The sequence below is a fragment of the Exiguobacterium sp. s39 genome (assembly GCF_018618925.1).
In the GTDB taxonomy this organism is placed as follows: Bacteria; Bacillota; Bacilli; order Exiguobacteriales; family Exiguobacteriaceae; genus Exiguobacterium_A; species Exiguobacterium_A abrahamii.
Genome location: NZ_JACSNA010000001.1, coordinates 44,692 through 65,339, shown reverse-complemented (window position 1 = coordinate 65,339; position 20,648 = coordinate 44,692). Strand labels below are relative to the sequence as shown.

Below are 20,648 nucleotides of genomic sequence, written 5' to 3'. Positions count from 1 at the left end.
AACCTCCTCCTCGTTTTTCTTTACTCTTAGTATCTCACAAACAAGAACAAATGTACTGTTTTTGGCGCATGTCTTCTACGTATAAATTTGCTATAATCAGGACACATCCTATGTAAGGCAGGTGATGCTCCTTGTCACTTTACGAAACCATCGGAGGCGAGCATGTACTCACATCCTTGGTTCGCTCGTTCTATCATCAAGTCTACCATGATTCACTGTTGCGACCGTTGTTCCCTGACGATCGACAACGTGTCGAACAGGCACAACTCGTCTTCTTGACCCAATTGACAGGAGGACCGCGCGACCCGGATCAACCGCCGGCGAGTTTGGCGATGATTCACCGGTTATTACCGATTCAAAAAGAACATGCCATCCGTTGGTTGGAACTGATGGAAGTAGCTTCTCTTGAGACAATTCCAAATGAAGAAGCACGACTCCAACTACTCGATCGATTACGAATTGGCGCGATGAATGTACTACGCGTTTGTGAAGCACACCAGATGGACTGAGGGATTTTTCTTTCTCATCTGTCCATTTCCATGTAAAATAATAATTGGAGGCGATAAAATATGACGGAAGAACAAGAACAACGACCTGAACTCGTAAAGAATGCGATCGAGCAAGCCGAAGCATCGACGAACGAGGATGACACGCTCGAGGAAGAGCAAACCGAAGAACAAAAAAAATTGGATCACATCAAAGGTCTCGTAACCCTTGAACGCGGATCCGATTACTATCGTGTCGTTTTTTATGACGACCATAAACACTTGATTTTCAAGGAACTCGATTACGACCGTGTCGACTTCGTAGGTCGTTTCTACAATGATAGCTTTGATCCGACAAACTTGACGGAACTAGAAGAAATCGCAGAAAAAGCACTCTCGACTTCTTTACGAAAACGATTCTTGTAATGCATGAAATAAGCCGTTCTCCGATTGGAGAACGGCTTATTTTTTATTGATCAGATTGTTTTTTCTTCCGACGAAGGACGTAAGCAAGAACGCCACCTGCGACAGCGATCCCTGTTGCCGCCAAGATCGGTAATAAGACCTTTTTGTTAGATGCTAGTTTTTGTTTGACTTGCTCAAGGCGGGACTCATTCGTCTCTTTTAAGGCGATGGATGTCCGACGGTTCATCGTGACGTGTTTCGCAGCATCCGTCACGACGATGCGTTTCGTGACCCAACGGCGATTTCCAGCATCATCGACGACCAATTGTCGCGCCCGTTTAATTCCTTTAATTCGTTTACCCGGTGTATTTTCCGGACGCACGATGCGGGAACTGATAAAGCGTCTGCCTCCAGTCGCACCAAATCCAGGCTGTAATTTTCGGCGATTTAACCATTCGTATGATTCATTCATCGTGTCGCGGTAAAAGTTACCGCTTCACCTCCCTATGATTTCTCTCTCTACTGTTTCTCCTTACGTAAGTAAGATTCCTGTTATGTGTTTCCACTTTTCACCGATTCTTAAACTCCGGCAACTGAAAACGACGCTGCATTTCATACGCCAGTTCCAGTGTTTTAATCCGTTGTCGTTCGATGCTGTATGCGGATGCATCCGTATCGATACATTGACCTGTCTGAAATTCGACTTGTACTTTACCGGATTTTTTCTGAACAGTCTTCATCTGTTTAAAATTAATCCAAATACATTCCGCCTTTTCTTTTGCGGTCGTTGGAAAGAAAATCGTCTGTGCTTGCCAATCCACTAAAACAGGGGTCTTTCGGTTCGGACCAAGAATATGCCGCGCTGCTTCGATTCTTCCACGCATGGACGAACCAAAATACAAACAGGATTCTTCAATCAACTTAATGGGATGACCATCTAAAATACTTTCAGAATGTTCCTTGATGACGAGTGTCTGCGGTTCACCGTATTGACCGTATCGCGGGATCAAGGCTAACGTTTCTTCCGTGATTGGGTATGACATCTCCTTCGCTCCCTTCCTGGATTATATTGGTTATATCAAACTTCCTTTTGCTTTGCATGAACGTAACGATTATTTCCTAATGAAAAAAACGAGATCCTAAGATCCCGTTTTTAAAATTCTTTTGGATTTTTTTCCTCTTGCTCAATGAAATGACGCGGAAAATTAAAAATCACACAAACTTTTCCGATTCCATTTCCCGCAGAACGATTCTCGATTGCAACTGTCCCGTCATGACGCTCGACGATCCGTTTGACGATATAGAGACCAAGCCCAAACTTCCCTTCCTTACCACGTGAGAATTGATGGAACAGTGGCGAGGAGGCGTCAAGCGGTGGTCCATCATTTTCGATTTCGATATGAACCTGATCCGCTGTTCCGGACAGTCGAATATCAATTCGTGTTTCGGCATAACGAATCGCATTGTCCATGACATTTTCGAGCGCAACACGTAACTGCTCTCCTTCACCAAGAACGATTCCTGCTTCTCCACTGACATGCCAGTCAAGTGACTTCGTTCCGGAAAAACGATTTTTCAACAGATGCACCATCCGGTCGATGTCAACATTGTCCCATGTCGAACGATCGAGCTCGAAATAGTCGAGCTTCGTGACATAGAGTAGAGCCGCGACTTTTTTCTCCAACCGCTCCGCTTCTTCATCAATGACGGATACGGATCCAGTCAAATCACCATCTGGATAAATCCCGTCTGAGATGGATTGAGCATAACTTCGGATGACCATGATCGGTGTTTTCAAATCATGGGAGATGTTTTGAAGTAATGATTTTTGTGCCTTATCTTGTTTTTCAAGATCCATCCGCATCGCATCGACGGATCGTGCGAGTCGTCCGATTTCATCCCCGCGATCAAGCGGAAGTGGTGTATCCCATTTCTGAGCCGCGATCTTCCCGACCGCCCCCTCGATTTCGACGAGTGGTTGTGTCAAACGTCGCGCTAACCAAAACGCAATGAACAGCGTGAAGATACTTCCAATGATGACGACGAATCCGATTTTGGAGAATAATTGCGTAATCAGTTCTTGTCGATACGCATCCCAAACATAAGAGACACGATAGTAGGTTTCACCACTATCCTCGATTTTTCGAATACTGTAGTATACATCTTCTTTATCAAGACGCGTTGTATACTTTGCCGTAACTGTTTTTTGATCAATCGCATCACGGTACATCTGATTGATCAGCTGTTGTGGCGCTCCACCGTAATAGAGCTTTCCGTTTTTAGAAAGGAGTAGGATATTAACAGAACGGGACTCCTGTTTTCGGCGGTCGAATTCAATCGGATTATCCTGAAGCATCTCGATGACGGAGGCGTCCTTCGAGAAGAAGACTTCGCTATTCTCAAGTGTCGCATAGACTTGTTCATCGATGAAATTTCCGATCGATGACCGAATGACCAGGAGAATGACCGCAGAAAGCGTGACGATGACGAGCAGAAACATCGCCCAAATCTGGAATCCGAGACTGCGGTTTTTCATGCAGACACCAAGCGATAACCGATCCCGTAAATCGTTTCGAGCTCGAGTTTCGATAATTTTTTACGGACGCGACGAACGAGATCATCTACGACTCGGTCCGAACCGAAATAATCGTCACCCCAGACGCTGACGAGAATCTGCTCGCGTGACATCGGCGTCCCAATTTGTGTGGCGAATAAAATCAACAAATCGTACTCTTTCGACGTCAAATCGATTTCTTGACCATTCTCTTCGATGATTCGTTTCTCTGGATAAATCATATAATCACCGTATTGGATGACACCACTCTTTGGTGTCGCATACGTTCGTGCCAAAATCTTTTTGACGCGGATGACGAGTTCTCGCGGAAGAAACGGTTTTGCGATGTAATCGTCCGATCCCATCTCAAGACCAATGATTTTATCGATATCCTCATCCCGAGCCGAGATGAAAATGACAGGTGTCGTCTCATCATGTGCCTTGATCCGCTTAATCAATTGAAAACCATCCATATCCGGTAGCATGATGTCTAAAATCCATAAGTCAGGCTTTTCAACGATGGCAGAGGCCGCTGCCTCACCAGACGTAAACGATTTCACCTGCCATCCTTCTTGCTCCAAATATTTCACGAGTACACGATTCAAGTTCACTTCATCATCAACTAAATAGATTGTATGCATGGCTCTCACTCCTCGACTAATGTGCTTTGTTTCAGTGTATCAAAGGAATTCCGCAAAATTATGGGAGAGTGGATAATAATTCAAAAAAACCTTTCTTTTCAAAAGAAAAGAAAGGCGAAGTCGTAAATTTTCTATTATTTGACGAGACGGAGCGCTGGATACGCTACTTGCTCGTTCTTTGAAGTCACAGTTGTTGCCTGTTGACGACGTTCCATTTTTACGACGTGCGTCAAGAATCCAACGCCGCCTCCTAGCAATACCGTTACACCCGTCATTAATAGAATCTCCATTTTCTTCGCCACCTTTTCCATCGCAATTGATAATCAGTATCATCCTCAAACTGACTATAGCATGCTCAATCGAAAATGAGAAGCGTTCTCATGAAATTAATCGTCTAAAAACTTTTTTTGTTCCAGTTCATGACGCTTTCGGATGATTTCCTTCCAATCGAATTGTCCTTGTTCGAGTCCATTGATTAAAATTTCAGCAGTTCCGACATTCGTCGCAAGCGGCAGATCGTACACGTCACACAATCGAATGAGTGCGGAGACGTCCGGCTCATGCGGTTGTGCCGTCAGTGGATCCCGTAAAAAAATCACGATATCGATTTTCCCTTGTGCCACGAGGGCGCCGATTTCTTGATCCCCACCGAGTGGTCCAGATTTACAACGATGGACATGCAAGTCTGTTGCTTCCATGATCCGTTGTCCAGTCGTTCCTGTCGCGTATAACGTATTTTTCTTAAAGAATGCGGCGTAAGCCCGTGTAAAGCCCATCATCTCATCTTTCTTTTCATCATGTGCGATCAATGCAATATTCATTCGTATCCCCTCCTTCTGGTCTATGCACAGAAAAAGAACTTCAGAAACCTGAAGTTCTTGATTCCACTCATGAGTTCGTCGGTTGTTTCTTCAACACGGTCCGTAAAATCTTTCCGGTCGTGTTACGAGGCAATTGCTCGATGAATTCAATCTGTGTCGGACATTTATATTTCGCGAGTGATGTAGCACAGAATGTCCGCGTTTCCTCTTCCGTCATCGTCTCACGGGCAACGACGAATGCTTTGACAGCTTCGCCCATCTCCTCGTCCGGTATGCCGATGACGGCGGCTTCAATGATATTCGGATGCTGATAGAGCACTTCCTCGACTTCACGCGGGTAGACGTTGTAACCACCGACGATGATCATATCTTTTTTACGATCGACGATATAGAAATAACCGTCTTCATCTCGACGAGCCAAATCACCCGTATATAACCAGCCATCGCGTAACGTCGCTTGCGATTCTTCCGGCATCTTGTAATAACCCGTCATGACGTTTGGTCCACGAACGATCAATTCTCCGACTTGACCATCTGGTAATTCTTGTCCCAGTTCATCGACGACTTTGTTTTCGACATCGACGATCGATGTACCAATCGAGCCTGGTTTCTGAACACCATTGACCGGATTGAAACAGGTAACGGGTGATGCTTCCGATAAACCATATCCTTCGAGGATACGACATTGGAATGTCCGATCAAATGCTTCAAGAAGCGGCACTGGGAGACTCGCTCCTCCTGAGACGAACAAACGTGTTGATTCAAAATAGGTCGCATATTCCGGATGGGCCTTCACAGTTTGAAGTAAGAAATTATACATCGTCGGAACTCCCGCAAAGATCGTCACCTGTTCTTTTTTCGCCAACTCAAACGTTTCTTGTGGTGAAAAACGTGAAGCAATGATGATTGACGCTCCATGTGCGAGTGAAGCATTGACGACGACCGTCAAACAAAAAACATGGAACATCGGTAATACGGCAAGTGTCCGATCGCTACTGGATACATGTAGATAATCCCCAATCGAGCGCGCATTCGACGTCAGATTACGATGGGACAACATCGCACCTTTTGGTTTTCCTGTCGTTCCACTCGTATAGAGAATGACAGCAATGTCGTCCAATTCATTCGTCACTTCTGTCAATGGATGTTCGATTTCGAGCCAGCGATCGAGCGTGATGAACGTGACTTGTTGATGCGTTTCGTTTGGTCCTTCCTGATCCGCGTAGGGAACAGAGACGACGATCTTGAGATTCGGTAAATGCACGAGACGATCTTTTGCAGCTTCGACGAGCGGTGCAATGCCTAAAATCCCCTTCACATCACCGTTCATCAGGATATACCCGATTTCATCCGGTGTATATGTAGGGTTGATTGGAATCGCGATTGCCCCTTGTTTCATGATGGCGTAATATGCCACTAGGAATGCTGGGCTATTCCCTAAGATTAGCGCGACATGATCACCTTTTCGGATTCCGTTCGCTTCGAGTGCGCCGGCTGCCCGGTGAAACTTCTCGACAAACTCACGATAGCTGACTTGCGTGTCCTCAAACACATACGCCGTTGAATCCGGATGTGTTCGAGCGGTTTCTTCGACGGATTGAATCAATCCAAGCATGAGCAAAATTCCCCTTTCGAATGAATGACTATTCATTTTTTACGTAAAAAAAATCCATACGTAGTCAAAAGCGACCGTATGGATAGTGTAACACTTTTTGGAAACGTTTTCACCGAGTTTCTTTTTAACCGTTGACGATGACGCCACCGTTTAAGTGAAGGACTTGTCCTGTCATATAACTTGAATCGTTACACGCTAAGAATACATACGCAGATGCCATCTCAGCCGGTTGCCCTGGGCGATCCATCGGTGTATTTTTCCCGAATGTCTTGACCGACTCATGCGGGAACGTTTCCGTGATGAGCGGCGTCCAGATCGGACCCGGTGCGACGGCATTGACACGAATTCCTTCCTTCGCTAAGTTCATCGAAAGACTTCGTGTGAAGCTGACGATTGCTCCCTTAGTAGCAGAATAATCGATCAGTAACGCATTTCCTTCGTATGCCGTTGAAGATGTCGTATTGATGATGGCAGAACCGAGTGAAAGATGCGGTAAGGCAGCACGGGCAAGACGCATCATTCCGAAGATATTCGTCTTGAACGTCTTTTCCATCGACTCGTCTGTAATATCCTTCAGACTATCTTCTGGTTTTTGCATACTCGCATTGTTGACGATGATATCTAAGCGACCGAAACGATCGATTGTTTTTTGGACCAGTGTTTCACAGTAATCCGCATCTCCGATATCTCCTTTAGAAAGTAGGACTTCGCCTCCTAATTCCTCAAGGCGTGCCTTTGTTTCTTCTGCCCCTTCTTGATCACCGTAGAAGGCGATGACAACTTTCGCTCCTTCTCGGACATAAGCAATTGAGACAGCACGCCCGATTCCAGAGTTGCCGCCCGTGACGATCGCGACTTTCCCCTCTAATTTTCCTGCTGCCTTATAATCATCACGCTCATAATATGGTAACGGCTGTTCATCCTCCGTTTTTGGTAACTGTTCTGAAATCCGTTCGAAATCAATAAAGTCCGTCAACGAACCTTCTAAAAAATTATCTTTATTATAGCCCATGAAAAAAACTCCCCCTATGCAGTTGATAGAAGGAGTTTTCCCATAAAGACTTACGCTAAAACGTCTAGCACCTCATCTAGTTCGACGGCACCGAAATATTTTTTCAATTCGTACCGACCGAGCACTTCGCGAAGTGACGCGCGATCATAGCGCGAACCTTCGAGCGCCCGTGCGATTTCTTCTGCATCCTCGACGCCAAAGAAGTCACCGTAAATCTTCGCTTCTTCGATGATGCCTTTTTTGACGTTTAATCGGAAGTCAATCGTACCGATTGGGAAACGTTTTTTATGAATGACGTCGAATTTCGGCGATTTCCCGAAATTCCACTCCCAGTTGCCATAACGTTCTGCCGAGATGGCACGTACTTTATCCCAGTCCTCTTCGGTTAAGATATACCGTTCAATCTCTTTCCCTTCATAGATCGAAGCAAGGAGATGATCGACGAATTGTTCCATCGTCAATGGTTCTGACAGGAATTCCGAGATATTCGCGACACGACTCCGGACTGATTTAATGCCTTTAGAGCGCATCTTCTCTTCACTGACGACAAGCGCATTGACGACTTCTTCGATGTTCGAATCGAGCATCAGTGTACCGTGACTAAACATCCGCCCTTTAGTCGTGAACTGAGCATTCCCACTGATTTTCCGACTTCCGACATGAATATCGTTTCGTCCAGATAACTCCGCTTCGACACCGAGTTTATGCAGCGCTTGTACGACTGGCTCCGTGAACTTTTTATAGTTGTTGAACGAATCACCGTCATCTTTTGTCAAGAAACTGAAGTTCAAGTTTCCTTCGTCATGATACACAGCGCCACCACCTGAAAGACGACGGACGACGTGGATGCCGTTTTCTTCGACATATTTCAAATTGACTTCTTCATTCGTGTTCTGGTTTTTTCCGACGATGATCGACGGACCATTGATATAAAACAAGAAATAGTCTTCTTCATTAACGTTCAGGTTGTTCAAGATGAATTCTTCGACAGCGAGATTGATTCGCGCATCGCGAATCTCAGGATGGAAGATGAATTTCATAAGGGTTTCGTGCTCCTTTGTGATGGAATCATAATGTGATCAGTTACAGCCGTCAACACCACACGCGTCACCTTCAGCGATGACTTCAAGTGTTTGTTCTTGGCGCATCTTCGCGAAGACTTGTTCGAAGGCTTCCACTGGTTGTGCGCCAGAAATGGCATATTTCCGGTCAAAGACGAAGAACGGTACACCACGGACACCCAGTTGTTGTGCCATCGCTTCTTCTTCTCGAACATCTGTCGCCAGTTCTTCTGACGCAAGAAACGCTTTGACATCTGCCTCAGCAAGTCCAGCATCTACTGCGATCCTTGTCAGAATAGCTCGGTCATTCAGATCTTCTCCATTCATGAAGTACGCTGTGAACAAGGCTTCTGATACTGCATTCATCTTACCATGTTTTTTAGCGAATTGAGTCAGACGATGAGCCTCAAATGTATTGGCTGGGATGACACGATCCATCTCGTAGTGCAAGCCTTCCTGACGTGCCGTATCAACGACACCTTGCGACATATTCCGTGCTTGCTCGAGAGTCGTTCCATATTTTGAAGCAAGAATTTCGTATAATCCTTGCGTCGGTACTGCTGGTGCATCTGGATCGAGTTCAAAGCTCTTGAATTCGACCTCGACATCTAACTTTTCGTTCGCAATTGCTTGTTCTAAACGACGCTTCCCAATATAACAAAACGGACATGCGTAATCCGACCATACTTCTACTTTCATCTGTGTTCTCTCCTTTTGTGCAATTTCATACATTAAGCATAGTCGCCTCTAGAAAGAGTTGCAATCTTTCCGCCCGCGTCAATACGAATATGTAAAAAAAGAAATCAAGATCATATTGATCTTGATTCCTTGATGAGTTAGAGAGCTTATTCTGTCACGAGTGCATGTGCTGCATCTTCGATCTCGATATCGAGTTCTTTCGTATAAGCATCTGTTTGTTCTGCTGTCCAGTTCAAGACAGATTTCATCTCTTCGATGACGGCATCTTTATGAGCACGAGCCCAAGCGATATCGAAGAAGACAGCACCTGTACGGCGGATGAAGAAGTCGATCGGACGAGCGACCATTTCATGTTCGATGCTGTAGTGGAGTTGTGCATAGACAGAACGTGGAAGAGCTGTCGTTGCTGCATCGAATGCTGCTGCGTATTCCAGTACTTTCGGTAAGTTCGAACCGTAGCGTTTTGCTAGGAATTGAACTTCTTCTGTCGTTAGACCGTTCGTTGCTGTTTGAGCTTTTAAGAATTCAGCAAATCCTTTTGCTCCGCCGACGTGTCCACCAGACATTGGCATGTTTTTCGTCGAGCAACGTGCGTACGCGACGTTTTCTTCTTTTTTCAAGAGTTTAGCGACGAGATCAACGACGTGCTCACCCATTTTACGGTATCCAGTCAATTTCCCACCCGCAATCGTGATGAGACCTGACTCAGACTGCCATACTTCATCTTTACGAGAGATTTCAGAAGGATCTTTTCCTTCTTCATAAATCAATGGACGTACACCAGCCCAGCTTGATTCCACGTCTTCCGCTGTCACTTTAACCTCTGGGAACATATAGTGAATCGCGTCTAGGACGTAGTCTTGGTCTTCGACTGTGAACTTCGGATGTGCAGTATCTTTATCGAAGAACGTATCTGTCGTACCAACGTACGCTTTTCCATCACGTGGAATCGCGAAAATCATCCGACCGTCTGGTGTATCGAAGTAGACCGCTTGTTTGAGTGGGAATTTCGATTGATCGATGACGACGTGGACCCCTTTTGTCAAACGAAGTTGTTTCCCGACTTTAGAGCCATCTTTTTCACGTAATTCATCGACCCATGGACCTGTCGCGTTGACGACTTTTTTCGCACGGATTTCATGTACGTCACCTGTCAAGAGGTCCGTCACACGCATGCCGACGACTTTTCCAGCATCGTAGATGATTTCTTCCGCTTTTGTATAGTTGACGACGCGTGCACCGTGTTCAACCGCTTCTTTCATGACTTCGATTGTTAGACGGGCGTCATCTGTGCGGTACTCAACGTAGTAACCGCCACCTTTAAGACCTTGTTGTTTGACGAGTGGTTCTTTCGCTAATGTTTCTTTCGCAGATAACATCGTCCGCCATTCCGAACGTTTAACACCTGCTAAGAAGTCATAAACACGAAGACCGATTGACGTACTGAACGGTCCGAACGTACCGCCTTTATGCATCGGAAGCAACATCCACTCTGGTGTCGTGACGTGTGGTCCGTTTTCGTAAACGATCGCACGTTCTTTACCGACTTCAGCGACCATCTGAACTTCGAATTGTTTTAAATAACGTAGACCACCATGGACTAATTTCGTTGAACGACTAGACGTACCGGACGCGAAATCCTGCATTTCGACGAGGCCAATCTTCATACCGCGTGACGCTGCATCGAGGGCGATCCCCGCACCTGTGATACCGCCACCTACGACGAGTAGATCGAGTTCTTCACGTGTTAATCGATTATAGACATCTGCACGGTTTTTGCTTGAAAATGGTTGGTTAGCCATGAATAGTTCCTCCTGTTTAGGTTCGAAAAAAAAAGAGACCACAACAAACACGCTGACTATGTCAACTGCTGCTGTGGTCTCTCCATATTCTCCGACCGATTTATTAACTTGACCTTACTATAACATACCTCACATCATTTGAACAACATCGTAGCTTGAACAGCTTTTTGCCATCCACCGTAGAGCGCATCCGTCTCTTCTTTCGCCATACTCGGCTCGAAACGACGTTCTTTTTTCCATTGCGTCGCAATCTGTTCACGGTTCTCAAAGAATCCAACAGCAAGACCTGCGAGGTACGCTGCACCTAACGCCGTCGTTTCATTGATTTCCGGACGCTCAACTGGCGCTTGGATGATGTCACCTTGGAACTGCATCAAGAAGTCGTTTTTAACTGCTCCACCATCGACACGGAGCGTTTTCATCTCGATGCCTGAATCTTGCTCCATCGCAGATAGGACGTCGCGTGTCTGATAAGCGAGTGATTCAAGTGTCGCGCGGATGAAATGTTCTTTTTCCGTACCACGTGTCAAACCGAAGACGGCACCACGAACGTCTGAATCCCAGTAAGGTGTACCAAGACCAACGAATGCTGGTACGACGTAGACACCGTCTGAAGACGTGACGCGTGTTGCGTATCCTTCTGATTCTTTGGCATCATCAATGAGACGTAAGCCGTCACGTAACCACTGAATCGCAGATCCTGCGACGAAGATACTTCCTTCTAAGGCATACTCCACTTTTCCATCGACGCCCCACGCGATCGTCGTCAGCAATCCGTGATCTGATTTCACAGCCTCTTCCCCTGTGTTCATCAGCATGAAGCAACCCGTACCGTATGTGTTTTTCGCCATTCCTGTATCAAAACATGCTTGGCCAAACAATGCGGCTTGCTGATCGCCTGCTGCTCCAGCAATTGGAACTGCTTCTCCGAAGAAGTGATACCCTGCTGTCTCTGCGTACACTTTAGAAGATGGTCGTACTTCCGGAAGCATGGCTTTTGGGACATCTAAGATGCCGAGTAACTCGTCATCCCATTTTAATTCATGAATGTTATACATCAACGTACGACTTGCATTCGAATAGTCGGTCACATGTGCTTTTCCGCCGGATAATTTCCAGATGAGCCACGTATCGATCGTACCGAACAGTAGTTCACCACGTTCAGCACGTTCCCGTGCTCCTTCGACATGATCTAAAATCCATTTGACTTTCGTACCAGAGAAATAAGCGTCAATCAATAGACCTGTCTTCTCACGGAAGAGCTCGGCATGACCGGCTGCTCGAAGCGCTTCACAGATTTCAGCCGTTTGTCTCGATTGCCACACGACTGCATTGTGAATCGGTTTCCCTGTTTCTTTTTCCCAAACGACAGCTGTTTCACGTTGATTCGTGATTCCAATACCAGCAATCTGCGACGGCTTTACGTTCGCCTCCGTCAGACAAGTCGCCACGACAGCAAGGACACTTCCCCAAATCTCGTTTGCGTTGTGTTCGACCCAACCTGGTTTCGGAAAATACTGCGTGAATTCCTGTTGCGCTGAATGGACGATCTCGCCGGCACGATTAAACAGGATCGCACGTGTACTCGTCGTTCCCTGATCCAATGACAAAATGTAGTTCTCCATCTCTTCCCCATCCTTTTGTATCTAAATAAGTTAAGCTGACTTTGACTCCACTGACGTTGTTTTGTTCGGACGAACACCGAATCTATAGCATAAGCCTAATATGACGATTGTCACAAGTCCTACAATCCAAAAAGCCGGTGTATCTTTTCCTGTGAAGACCGAACGATAAAACAATCCGCCAAGACTTCCACCGAGAACTGGTCCGAGAACCGGAATCCATGAGTATCCCCAGTTCGATGATCCTTTTCCATGAATCGGTAAGATGAAGTGAGCGATACGTGGACCAAGGTCCCGCGCCGGATTCATCGCATATCCTGTCGTGCCTCCGAATGACATACCGAGGCTGACGATCAAGAAACCGACGATCAATGGATTCAGACCATCTGAGAACTTATTCGCTCCGATCGACAACAACCCGATGACAAGTAAGAATGTTGCAATCATTTCACTCATTAGATTGGCAAATGTATGTGGAATCGCTGGTGACGTCGCAAAGACGCCGAGTTTCGCTGCTGGGTCTTTCGTCTCTGCCCAATGTGGTAAGTAATGGACGAAAACAAGACTTGCACCAAGTATCCCGCCGGCAATTTGAGCGACGATATAGCCTGGTACGTCCGTCCATGCAAATGAACCGTCAAAGGCTAAACCAAGCGTTACTGCTGGGTTAAGGTGTGCTCCACTGAATTGACCGACGGCATACGCTGCAATCGCCACGGCAAAACCCCACGCAAACGTGATGACGATCCAGCCTGCATCCTTTGCAAACGATTTCGTCAAACTAACGCCTGCACCTACACCGTTCCCAAGCGCGACAAGCAAAGCTGTGCCTAAAAATTCCGCTAAAATGGGTGACATATGTGTTCCTCCTTTTGGTTATGTGAAAAAAGCAACATAAAAAGGAGATCCACGTCAGTTCATACTTGAATGTTCTTCAAGCAGGACTCACACGTGAATCTCCCTTTTCTCCGTCACTTTGTATCAACTTGATATCACTATAACAATCAGTGAAAACGCTGTCAAACAATCTGAATGATTTTCATCACAATCCGGTTAGGAGCGTGGTTCAAAATGACGCCACAAGTCCTTATTCGATGTTGTGATACTTGAGGCACCTGCTTCAATTGCTTGTTCCACTTCCTCGACCGTATCGATGAGTCCACCGGCGAATACGAGACGCCCCGTCTTTTCTTTCACTTCTTGAATGTACTTTGGCATTAATCCAGGTAACACCTCGATGTAATCAGGTTGCGTCCGTTCCATGAGTTGATAACTTTTTTCGAGTGAACTGGAATCGAGTAAGAACATGCGTTGCATCGTCTTGACCTTTTTTTGACGTGCTTTCAAGATGACGCTCGCCTTCGTCGAAATGACACCATACGGCTTTAATTCTTGGCAGACGTATTCCGTTGCGTATTCATCATTTTTTAATCCTTGAACGAGATCCATGTGCAAAAACATTTTTTTGTCGTAACGATGCGCCATCTCATAGACTGCTTTTAAGCGCGATACGTGCATTTCGAGTAAGACCCCATATTCATATGGACTCTTCAGCATCTTTTCAAAGTCTTCTAATTTTCTAACGGAAGGCAGGATCTTCTGTCCAAAATATGTCATATGTTCTCCCCCTGATTCGTAATGTGTCCTAAGTATGTCGTGAAATAGGAGGAATAGGCAATGCTCTTTTCATGAAAATAAGTGAAAAGAGCGCTACGATTAGGGTATAGCTTAACGAAACGATTTTTTTTCAGGAGGTGAACGCGCAGTCCTACCGTCTGTGCACGTCAATGAGTCAGCAAAAACGGATTGTCATCTATTTATTCTCTATTTTAATTAACGCCTTAGGAAACAGCTTCATGGTGACCGCCTCGATCGGGAGTGCACCTTGGACTTCAGCGAGTGAGGCCGTCGCGGCCATCTCACCTTTAACTGTCGGACTAGCGATCATCGTCTTACATGTGCTTGCTTTGATTGCAGCACTTTCTCTCGGGAGTCGATTTAGTTGGTGGACGATTGTTCTCAGTTTTGCACTCGTCGTCCTTTTCGGCGCTGCGATTGATTTCTTCTTATCCATCCATCAATTGATTTACACACCACAGGGACTTTGGATGCGCGCCGTGTACATGTTGATCGGTATGCCATTGATTTCACTTGGACTCGCCCTCTATCTCCAAATCGGATTCGTATTGATGCCACCGGATTACTTGATGAAGTCACTGATCAGCCGCTTTAAAAGTACATCGCTCGGAGCAACGATCAGCCTCGGTATTCCTTTTTTGATTGCTTGCCTCTTTTCACTGATTGAACGCGAACTGATCGGCATCGGAGTCGGAACTTTCATTTTCCTCTTATTGAACGGTCCACTGATCGAATGGTTTCAGCGATTGTTCCCGATTACGGCACGTCCACCTAAACGGACAAGTTCTTGAATACTGTAAAAGAGCTGCTACTGATAGACAAATTCATCTATCAGTAGCAACTCTTTCATTTACGTATATGATTTTCTTTGGAAGACAAGAATCGATGCACCTAACAAGACGATGATATGAGCCAATACGAACAAGGCGGAGAACGTCAAAGTTGTTCCCATCGCTTCACTCGTACCATAGGTCATAGAATCCTTGAAATACATTGACCAGTCTAAATGCATGAATACGATCCACTTAGCGATTGCTGGTTTGAAACCAACCAGTAAGTTACCCGCAATGCTCGTAAAGAACTGTGCTAGTACGGTGAAGCCGATAATCATTCCAACAGAACGGAACAACAATGAGAAGAATAACGTCATGAATATTGTAAAAATCGGACTGACAACTTCGACGATCGTATCGCGGAACAGAATTGGATCTCCTGCCTCTGAAAACGCAAATGAGCCTGCGTAGACGATCGCAGCGATGAACACGAATTGGAGCAACATGATCAAGATCGAAAAGATAAGTTTCGAGAAATAAATCGTCATTCGTGAATACGGACTCATTAATAAGTGTTTCATCGTGTCATAACGTACTTCATTCCCGATGGCTTCTGCCGTGAAGACAATCGTGATGATTCCTAATAGAGATGTCAGTAAAAGGAACGTTAATGAATAATAATCATAACGTGTGAACTCAAAATCATTTGTCTTTGCAATGATGATAATACCAACTGCAATAACGACATATAGCGCTAAAACGATTTTCGCTTTTTTAGTCGTCCACCATTTCATCCATTCATTTTGTATGAGCGAAAGCATGTGAATCCCCCTCTTTTTTCGTTACTTGCAGGAATTGTTCCTCAAGCGTCAAGCGTTTAACGGTCAGTTCATGTAAATCGGCAATCGGCACGACGAGTCGAGCGATAGCTGGACATTCACTTTCCGGTGCGGTGATAATGATTTTATTCTCGAGTACTTCTGATGGGTAGTTTGCGACGCGAAGGGCATCGAGTACATCTGTCATCGCTTCCGCATTGACACGAAGAGCGATTTTCGCTCCGGTCTCATTACGAACGGACTCGACCGACTTGATGACACCCTGATCGATGATCGCGTAACGATCACTGATTTGTTCCATCTCACTCAACATATGGCTTGAAATTAAAATCGCGATATCTTGCTCACGCGCCATTTGGCGTAAATATTCACGAAGCTCCGCAATCCCGGATGGATCCAGACCATTCGTTGGTTCATCTAAAATCAAGACGCGCGGGTTATGTAGCAAGGCACGAGCAATTCCGAGTCGTTGCTTCATTCCGAGTGAGTACTCTCCGACTTTTTTTGAAAGCTTTCCTTCAAGACCAACGAGTCGTGCTAGTGCATCATAATCAACTTGACCGAGTCCCGGAATGAGGTTTTTTGCATGAACCAAGTTTTGTTTTCCTGTCAGATAAGGATAAAACGCTGGGTTCTCCACGATTGCTCCAATTTGCGTCAACGCTTTCGAACGCTCTTCTACGACATCAAATCCATTGACCGTGACTTTCCCTGCATCCTGCTCGAGTAGTCCCGTGATGATGCGAATCGTCGTCGTCTTCCCTGCTCCGTTCGGTCCGAGGAAGCCGAACACTTCTCCTGGGGATACCTCAAAACTGACGTCTTTTAAAATTTGCTCTTTCCCGAGACGCTTTGAGATATTTTCAATCTTTAACATCTGCTCTTCCTCCTCATTCATATTTTGTCTATGCTATTAGTGTACGTGATTTTAAAGGATAAGTTTCATTTCTTACAAATATGTAATCCGATTCCAATTAAAAAGGCGTAACAGCAGAAATTTTATACTAAAAATAAAGAATGGAGTCGCTAGATGATTCTTTTTGAACAAGTAACACATGATCACTTTCCGATCATCCAATCGTTGTACGCGAGCGTTCCTGAATATGCGCTCTTAGAAGAACGAGTGCTTCCGCTCTCTGATTCGACCTTACAGGAAGAGTTTTTAAATCCCGATACCGTATCGCTGATTGGATATGTGGACGGAGAACCCGTCTTACTGATTGACTACCTACCGAAGCATCCAAAAAACGGTACACCTTGGATCGGTTTATTCTTAATGGATGCTTCTCAACACGGTACGGGAATTAGCAGTCGGTTACTATCCGCTTTTTGTGATCGATTCCTAAGTCAGGAACCTCACATTCATCTCGCGGTCTTACCTGATAATTTAAGAGCCCGTCGTTTTTGGGAAAAACACGATTTCCGATACGCGCGAACGAGTTTCTCGAACCGCGAACAACTCGTAGACGTCTACGTGTATGATGTAAGTAAAAACAAATGAAAACGTATGAATGGAGTATCACACAATGTCCAAACCCTCACTTCGCTTTGATGTTTTGTTAGCGGGATTGATTTCCCTGCTATTTTTTAGCATGACGCTCGGATTAACTTTCTTCATTAGTCAACATGCAACAAACCGACTCCAATCGGAAGTCGGGATGAATCTGTCAACGACCGCTCACCAACTATCTGATAAGCTTGATCATTACATGTGGTCACGTTATGCCGAAGTAAAATTGCTGGGTTCCTTATCAACGATTCAACAAACAGAACAAAAAACAGAAACGCGACGGACACTCGAAGAGTTACAACGGCAGATTCCTGACTTTTCTTGGATTGGTCGATTAGATACGGAAGGTAACGTCGTTGCGTCAACGAATCAGATTCTGGAAGGAACATCGATCAAGGAACGTCCCGTCTTCCAACAAGCCTTATCACAACCATTCATCGGAGATGTCCATGAAGCTGTCCTACTCGCAAAATTATTGCCGAACCCAAGCGGTGAACCGTTACAGTTCGTCGATATTAGTACACCTTTGTATGATAAGGGTCGATTTTCTGGTGTCCTTGCGACACATCTCAGCTTCGAATGGGCAAAAGCGATCGAACAAAGTTTTCAAAGCGCCACGTCCTCTCTCCAACAAGTCGATGTCTTCATCATTAGTCAAGATCGAAAAACGATTTTACTTGGACCAAGCGGATGGAGCGGTAAAACATTACCCGATAGCGTAACGCTGACTTCGAATGCTTCTGCGACCGCTTCCTGGCAAGGGAAAGAATTTGTCTCTGGTCAAAGCACAAGCCGAGGTTACAAGGATTACGATGGCTTAGGTTGGACGGTTCTCGTACGTCAACCGACTTCGATTGCGTTCGCTGATGCCGATGCTTTACGTCAAACGATTTTCATCGCTGGTTTGATTGCCTCTTTCGTTACAGCCGTACTTGGCTGGATGTTAGCGAAGCTATTGACACGACCATTATTAAAAATCACACATGCCGCCCAACAGATGCAGGATGATCCCTCAAAATCACTCCCGAATCATCGTGGAATCCGAGAAATCGAGACACTGACGGATGCCTTACAACGACTGATTCATCGCTTGCTACATACCGAACAAGAGAAATTAACGTTTGAACGCTTGTCACAACGCGATAGCCTGACTGGTCTCGCGAACCGCAACGGTCTTGCTCAATACATCGAACAATTGCCTGCAGAAACGCATTCTATCTATCTTTGCCTTGATTTAGACGGCTTTAAAGCAGTCAATGATACGTATGGTCACGCGCTAGGTGATCTCCTGCTGATCGAGGTCAGTCAACGTCTCGAACAGTTGCTTCCACCTGGTGGATTCGTGGCTCGTCTGGGCGGCGATGAGTTCATCATCGTCTTGACCACTCAATCCTTAACAGAAGCACGATACTTAGGTGAACAATGGATCGCTCACGTCTCGATGCCGTATCACTTAGAAGAACAAACCGTCCACATCGGGATGAGTATCGGAGTCGCCGAACAGGTGACAGGAGAATCACTTGAACAAGTCATGCATCGCGCTGATTTAGCGCTCTATCGTTCGAAGCAAAACGGCAGAGGATGTATGTCCGTTCATTGACCATTCAGGACGGAGGATTGACAAGCGCAGCTCTCCTCCGTAAGGTGAACGAGAAGCGTATAATTTTTCAACGAGGAGCTGTCAACATGAATCAATGGACACGTGAAGCACGATACCGTCCCCTCTCGGATGTCGATCCGAGCGTTTACCAAGCGATGAAGGAAGAAGTTCGAACATCTCCTTGGCGATTTTCTTACCATATTCAACCTCCGACCGGACTTTTGAATGATCCGAACGGCTTCGTCTATCATGATGGTCTCTATCATTTGTTTTATCAATGGTTTCCACTCGGACCCGTACACGGGCTGAAGTACTGGTATCACATGACATCAAAAGATCTTGTACATTGGTTCGATGAAGGAGCCGCCTTGATCCCAAATGACGATCCAGATTCGCACGGTGCTTATTCCGGTAGTGGCTTCATTAAAGATGATCAAGTGCACATCATGTACACCGGTAATAAACGGGATGCGGATTGGAATCGCCATACGAGCCAAATCGTCGGTCATCTCCGCTCGGATGGACGAATCGAAAAACATTTACCACCTGCTATTCCAAACGTTCCTGAAGGATATACGGAACATTTCCGTGATCCGAAAGTCTTCCAAGATGCATCGGGCATCTGGTACTGCATCATTGGTGCACAGCGCAGTGACTTGACGGGCTGTACTGTCATCTATCAGTCTCAAGATGCAGAGCAATGGACATTCCTCGGTGAGTTACAGACGAACTACCCGACATTCGGTTATATGTGGGAATGTCCTGATTATTTCGAGCTGGATGGAAAAGGAATCCTCCTCTTTAGCCCTCAAGGGATTGAACCAGATGGTCAGAACTATCAAAATATTTTCCAGTCCGGTTATTTCATCGGCGAACCGTTAGCTTTACCCGACTTAACATTCACACACGAATCGTTCCAAGAACTCGATTTCGGATTTGACTTCTACGCGCCACAAACAACTGAGGCGGCAGATGGTCGACGGATTCTTGTTGGTTGGATGGGGTTACCGGATATCAGTTATCCTTCTGACATCTATAACTGGGCACATGCTTTGACATTGCCACGTGAATTAACGATCGAACAGGGGCAACTTCGTCAACGACCTGTCCGTGAACTGACACAGCTACGAAAAGAGACGCTGTTTGACGAAACGATTCTTTTCGAACAAGACGTGACAATTGCGGAAGCCGAGATTTTCGAGCTCGTGATGACAGACTTAAAACTGTCGTCGGACTCGTTCCGCTTCTCGATTCGTCAAGACGCTACAGAAGAGACGGTATTCCACTACGATGCTGTATCACGTCAATTTACAATCGATCGAAGCCGTTCAGGTGCGGAAGTCCCTGCTGAATCATTCGGTACTTCGCGATCGACGATTCTTGCGAAGGACTTGCATACATTACGTTTGTTCGTGGATCGTTCTTCGTTTGAACTTTTCCTGAATGACGGAGAAGCCGTTGCATCTGGACGGATTTTCCCGAAAACATCCAGTCGAGGGATTGTCTTCTCTGGTGAAGCAGGTGCGCATCTATCACTCTACGATTTATCTTAAGTAAAAAAAGCATTTTCC

22 protein-coding genes are annotated in these 20,648 nt (G+C 45.7%); 6 read left to right on the top strand and 16 right to left on the bottom strand.

Translation table 11 applies throughout. The annotated features are described in order from the left end of the window. Positions 1–131 precede the first annotated feature (131 nt). The gene (locus KNQ11_RS00405) at positions 132–509 is read left to right on the top strand and encodes a truncated hemoglobin (RefSeq protein ID WP_133207919.1); all 378 of its coding nucleotides are present in this window, start codon (positions 132–134) and stop codon (positions 507–509) included. A gap of 60 nt (positions 510–569) precedes the next feature. Beyond that, complete coding sequence (locus tag KNQ11_RS00400; RefSeq protein ID WP_023467386.1) at positions 570–911, top strand: hypothetical protein; 342 nt, start codon at positions 570–572, stop codon at positions 909–911. Between the two features lie 43 nt (positions 912–954). Here KNQ11_RS00400 and KNQ11_RS00395 read toward each other — a convergent pair whose 3' ends face one another. From KNQ11_RS00395 to KNQ11_RS00330, 14 genes are all read right to left on the bottom strand, one after another. Then, on the bottom strand, positions 955–1,362 hold the full coding sequence (locus tag KNQ11_RS00395; RefSeq protein WP_023467385.1) for a hypothetical protein: 408 nt from the start codon (positions 1,360–1,362) through the stop codon (positions 955–957). A 97-nt stretch (positions 1,363–1,459) separates the two neighbouring features. Beyond that, positions 1,460–1,933: a competence protein ComK gene (locus tag KNQ11_RS00390; protein ID WP_029340962.1), complete on the bottom strand. Its 474-nt coding sequence runs from the start codon at positions 1,931–1,933 to the stop codon at positions 1,460–1,462. A 110-nt stretch (positions 1,934–2,043) separates the two neighbouring features. Next, entirely contained in the window at positions 2,044–3,426 is a 1,383-nt protein-coding gene (locus KNQ11_RS00385) for a HAMP domain-containing sensor histidine kinase (protein WP_133207918.1), read from the bottom strand. Next, positions 3,423–4,085: a response regulator transcription factor gene (locus tag KNQ11_RS00380; RefSeq protein ID WP_023467381.1), complete on the bottom strand. Its 663-nt coding sequence runs from the start codon at positions 4,083–4,085 to the stop codon at positions 3,423–3,425. The genes KNQ11_RS00385 and KNQ11_RS00380 overlap by 4 nt, the downstream gene beginning before the upstream one ends. A 134-nt stretch (positions 4,086–4,219) precedes the next feature. Further along, positions 4,220–4,375: a hypothetical protein gene (locus tag KNQ11_RS00375; RefSeq protein WP_167507527.1), complete on the bottom strand. Its 156-nt coding sequence runs from the start codon at positions 4,373–4,375 to the stop codon at positions 4,220–4,222. A gap of 96 nt (positions 4,376–4,471) precedes the next feature. After that, a complete protein-coding gene (gene mgsA, locus KNQ11_RS00370; RefSeq protein WP_029340960.1) occupies positions 4,472–4,906 on the bottom strand; it encodes a methylglyoxal synthase in 435 nt (144 codons plus the stop codon). Positions 4,907–4,973: 67 nt separating this feature from the next. Next, positions 4,974–6,521, bottom strand: coding sequence for a fatty acid--CoA ligase family protein (locus KNQ11_RS00365; protein WP_214768932.1), 1,548 nt, complete (start codon positions 6,519–6,521; stop codon positions 4,974–4,976). Positions 6,522–6,645: 124 nt separating this feature from the next. After that, a complete protein-coding gene (locus KNQ11_RS00360; RefSeq protein WP_064300368.1) occupies positions 6,646–7,533 on the bottom strand; it encodes an SDR family oxidoreductase in 888 nt (295 codons plus the stop codon). Positions 7,534–7,583: 50 nt separating this feature from the next. Then, positions 7,584–8,573 carry a lipoate--protein ligase gene (gene lplA / locus KNQ11_RS00355; protein WP_023467375.1) on the bottom strand — a complete coding sequence of 330 codons (990 nt, stop codon included), beginning with the start codon at positions 8,571–8,573 and terminating at the stop codon, positions 7,584–7,586. Positions 8,574–8,612: 39 nt separating this feature from the next. Next, positions 8,613–9,293, bottom strand: a complete 681-nt coding sequence (locus KNQ11_RS00350; RefSeq protein ID WP_064300369.1) for a DsbA family oxidoreductase — start codon at positions 9,291–9,293, stop codon at positions 8,613–8,615. Between the two features lie 146 nt (positions 9,294–9,439). Next, on the bottom strand, positions 9,440–11,095 hold the full coding sequence (locus KNQ11_RS00345) for a glycerol-3-phosphate dehydrogenase/oxidase (RefSeq protein ID WP_023467373.1): 1,656 nt from the start codon (positions 11,093–11,095) through the stop codon (positions 9,440–9,442). 134 nt (positions 11,096–11,229) lie between these two features. Continuing rightward, positions 11,230–12,720 (bottom strand): glycerol kinase GlpK, encoded by a 1,491-nt coding sequence (gene glpK / locus KNQ11_RS00340; protein ID WP_214768929.1) that lies wholly within the window; start codon positions 12,718–12,720, stop codon positions 11,230–11,232. Positions 12,721–12,750: 30 nt separating this feature from the next. Next, on the bottom strand, positions 12,751–13,575 hold the full coding sequence (locus KNQ11_RS00335; RefSeq protein WP_064300370.1) for an MIP/aquaporin family protein: 825 nt from the start codon (positions 13,573–13,575) through the stop codon (positions 12,751–12,753). A 195-nt stretch (positions 13,576–13,770) separates the two neighbouring features. Then, a complete protein-coding gene (locus tag KNQ11_RS00330; protein ID WP_023467370.1) occupies positions 13,771–14,334 on the bottom strand; it encodes a glycerol-3-phosphate responsive antiterminator in 564 nt (187 codons plus the stop codon). A 170-nt stretch (positions 14,335–14,504) separates the two neighbouring features. On the opposite strand from KNQ11_RS00330, the gene KNQ11_RS00325 reads away from it, so the two are divergent. Continuing rightward, positions 14,505–15,146 (top strand): YczE/YyaS/YitT family protein, encoded by a 642-nt coding sequence (locus KNQ11_RS00325; RefSeq protein WP_064300371.1) that lies wholly within the window; start codon positions 14,505–14,507, stop codon positions 15,144–15,146. Between the two features lie 59 nt (positions 15,147–15,205). Here the strand turns inward: KNQ11_RS00325 and KNQ11_RS00320 are convergent, their stop codons facing one another. Together KNQ11_RS00320 and KNQ11_RS00315 are read right to left on the bottom strand one after the other, a co-directional pair. After that, positions 15,206–15,949: an ABC transporter permease gene (locus KNQ11_RS00320; RefSeq protein WP_133207914.1), complete on the bottom strand. Its 744-nt coding sequence runs from the start codon at positions 15,947–15,949 to the stop codon at positions 15,206–15,208. After that, positions 15,927–16,844, bottom strand: a complete 918-nt coding sequence (locus tag KNQ11_RS00315) for an ABC transporter ATP-binding protein (protein ID WP_029340951.1) — start codon at positions 16,842–16,844, stop codon at positions 15,927–15,929. The genes KNQ11_RS00320 and KNQ11_RS00315 overlap by 23 nt, the downstream gene beginning before the upstream one ends. A 153-nt stretch (positions 16,845–16,997) precedes the next feature. Here KNQ11_RS00315 and KNQ11_RS00310 point away from each other — a divergent pair, with 153 nt between their 5' ends. The 3 genes from KNQ11_RS00310 to KNQ11_RS00300 all read left to right on the top strand — a co-directional run bounded on the left by KNQ11_RS00310 (position 16,998) and on the right by KNQ11_RS00300 (position 20,630). Next, positions 16,998–17,468: a GNAT family N-acetyltransferase gene (locus KNQ11_RS00310; protein WP_214724370.1), complete on the top strand. Its 471-nt coding sequence runs from the start codon at positions 16,998–17,000 to the stop codon at positions 17,466–17,468. Positions 17,469–17,493: 25 nt separating this feature from the next. Beyond that, complete coding sequence (locus KNQ11_RS00305) at positions 17,494–19,077, top strand: diguanylate cyclase domain-containing protein (RefSeq protein WP_214768926.1); 1,584 nt, start codon at positions 17,494–17,496, stop codon at positions 19,075–19,077. An 86-nt stretch (positions 19,078–19,163) separates the two neighbouring features. Beyond that, complete coding sequence (locus KNQ11_RS00300) at positions 19,164–20,630, top strand: glycoside hydrolase family 32 protein (protein WP_214768913.1); 1,467 nt, start codon at positions 19,164–19,166, stop codon at positions 20,628–20,630. The last annotated feature ends 18 nt before the right edge of the window (positions 20,631–20,648 follow it).

What these genes read in the sequence shown, in the direction of transcription:
- KNQ11_RS00400 (WP_023467386.1), top strand. Translation starts at nt 570, where the DNA reads ATGACGGAAGAACAAGAACAACGACCTGAACTCGTAAAGAATGCGATC.
- KNQ11_RS00395 (WP_023467385.1), bottom strand. Translation starts at nt 1,362, where the DNA reads ATGAATGAATCATACGAATGGTTAAATCGCCGAAAATTACAGCCTGGA.
- KNQ11_RS00390 (WP_029340962.1), bottom strand. Translation starts at nt 1,933, where the DNA reads ATGTCATACCCAATCACGGAAGAAACGTTAGCCTTGATCCCGCGATAC.
- KNQ11_RS00385 (WP_133207918.1), bottom strand. Translation starts at nt 3,426, where the DNA reads ATGAAAAACCGCAGTCTCGGATTCCAGATTTGGGCGATGTTTCTGCTC.
- KNQ11_RS00380 (WP_023467381.1), bottom strand. Translation starts at nt 4,085, where the DNA reads ATGCATACAATCTATTTAGTTGATGATGAAGTGAACTTGAATCGTGTA.
- KNQ11_RS00375 (WP_167507527.1), bottom strand. Translation starts at nt 4,375, where the DNA reads ATGGAGATTCTATTAATGACGGGTGTAACGGTATTGCTAGGAGGCGGC.
- mgsA (WP_029340960.1), bottom strand. Translation starts at nt 4,906, where the DNA reads ATGAATATTGCATTGATCGCACATGATGAAAAGAAAGATGAGATGATG.
- KNQ11_RS00365 (WP_214768932.1), bottom strand. Translation starts at nt 6,521, where the DNA reads ATGCTTGGATTGATTCAATCCGTCGAAGAAACCGCTCGAACACATCCG.
- KNQ11_RS00360 (WP_064300368.1), bottom strand. Translation starts at nt 7,533, where the DNA reads ATGGGCTATAATAAAGATAATTTTTTAGAAGGTTCGTTGACGGACTTT.
- lplA (WP_023467375.1), bottom strand. Translation starts at nt 8,573, where the DNA reads ATGAAATTCATCTTCCATCCTGAGATTCGCGATGCGCGAATCAATCTC.
- KNQ11_RS00350 (WP_064300369.1), bottom strand. Translation starts at nt 9,293, where the DNA reads ATGAAAGTAGAAGTATGGTCGGATTACGCATGTCCGTTTTGTTATATT.
- KNQ11_RS00345 (WP_023467373.1), bottom strand. Translation starts at nt 11,095, where the DNA reads ATGGCTAACCAACCATTTTCAAGCAAAAACCGTGCAGATGTCTATAAT.
- glpK (WP_214768929.1), bottom strand. Translation starts at nt 12,720, where the DNA reads ATGGAGAACTACATTTTGTCATTGGATCAGGGAACGACGAGTACACGT.
- KNQ11_RS00335 (WP_064300370.1), bottom strand. Translation starts at nt 13,575, where the DNA reads ATGTCACCCATTTTAGCGGAATTTTTAGGCACAGCTTTGCTTGTCGCG.
- KNQ11_RS00330 (WP_023467370.1), bottom strand. Translation starts at nt 14,334, where the DNA reads ATGACATATTTTGGACAGAAGATCCTGCCTTCCGTTAGAAAATTAGAA.
- KNQ11_RS00325 (WP_064300371.1), top strand. Translation starts at nt 14,505, where the DNA reads ATGAGTCAGCAAAAACGGATTGTCATCTATTTATTCTCTATTTTAATT.
- KNQ11_RS00320 (WP_133207914.1), bottom strand. Translation starts at nt 15,949, where the DNA reads ATGCTTTCGCTCATACAAAATGAATGGATGAAATGGTGGACGACTAAA.
- KNQ11_RS00315 (WP_029340951.1), bottom strand. Translation starts at nt 16,844, where the DNA reads ATGTTAAAGATTGAAAATATCTCAAAGCGTCTCGGGAAAGAGCAAATT.
- KNQ11_RS00310 (WP_214724370.1), top strand. Translation starts at nt 16,998, where the DNA reads ATGATTCTTTTTGAACAAGTAACACATGATCACTTTCCGATCATCCAA.
- KNQ11_RS00305 (WP_214768926.1), top strand. Translation starts at nt 17,494, where the DNA reads ATGTCCAAACCCTCACTTCGCTTTGATGTTTTGTTAGCGGGATTGATT.
- KNQ11_RS00300 (WP_214768913.1), top strand. Translation starts at nt 19,164, where the DNA reads ATGAATCAATGGACACGTGAAGCACGATACCGTCCCCTCTCGGATGTC.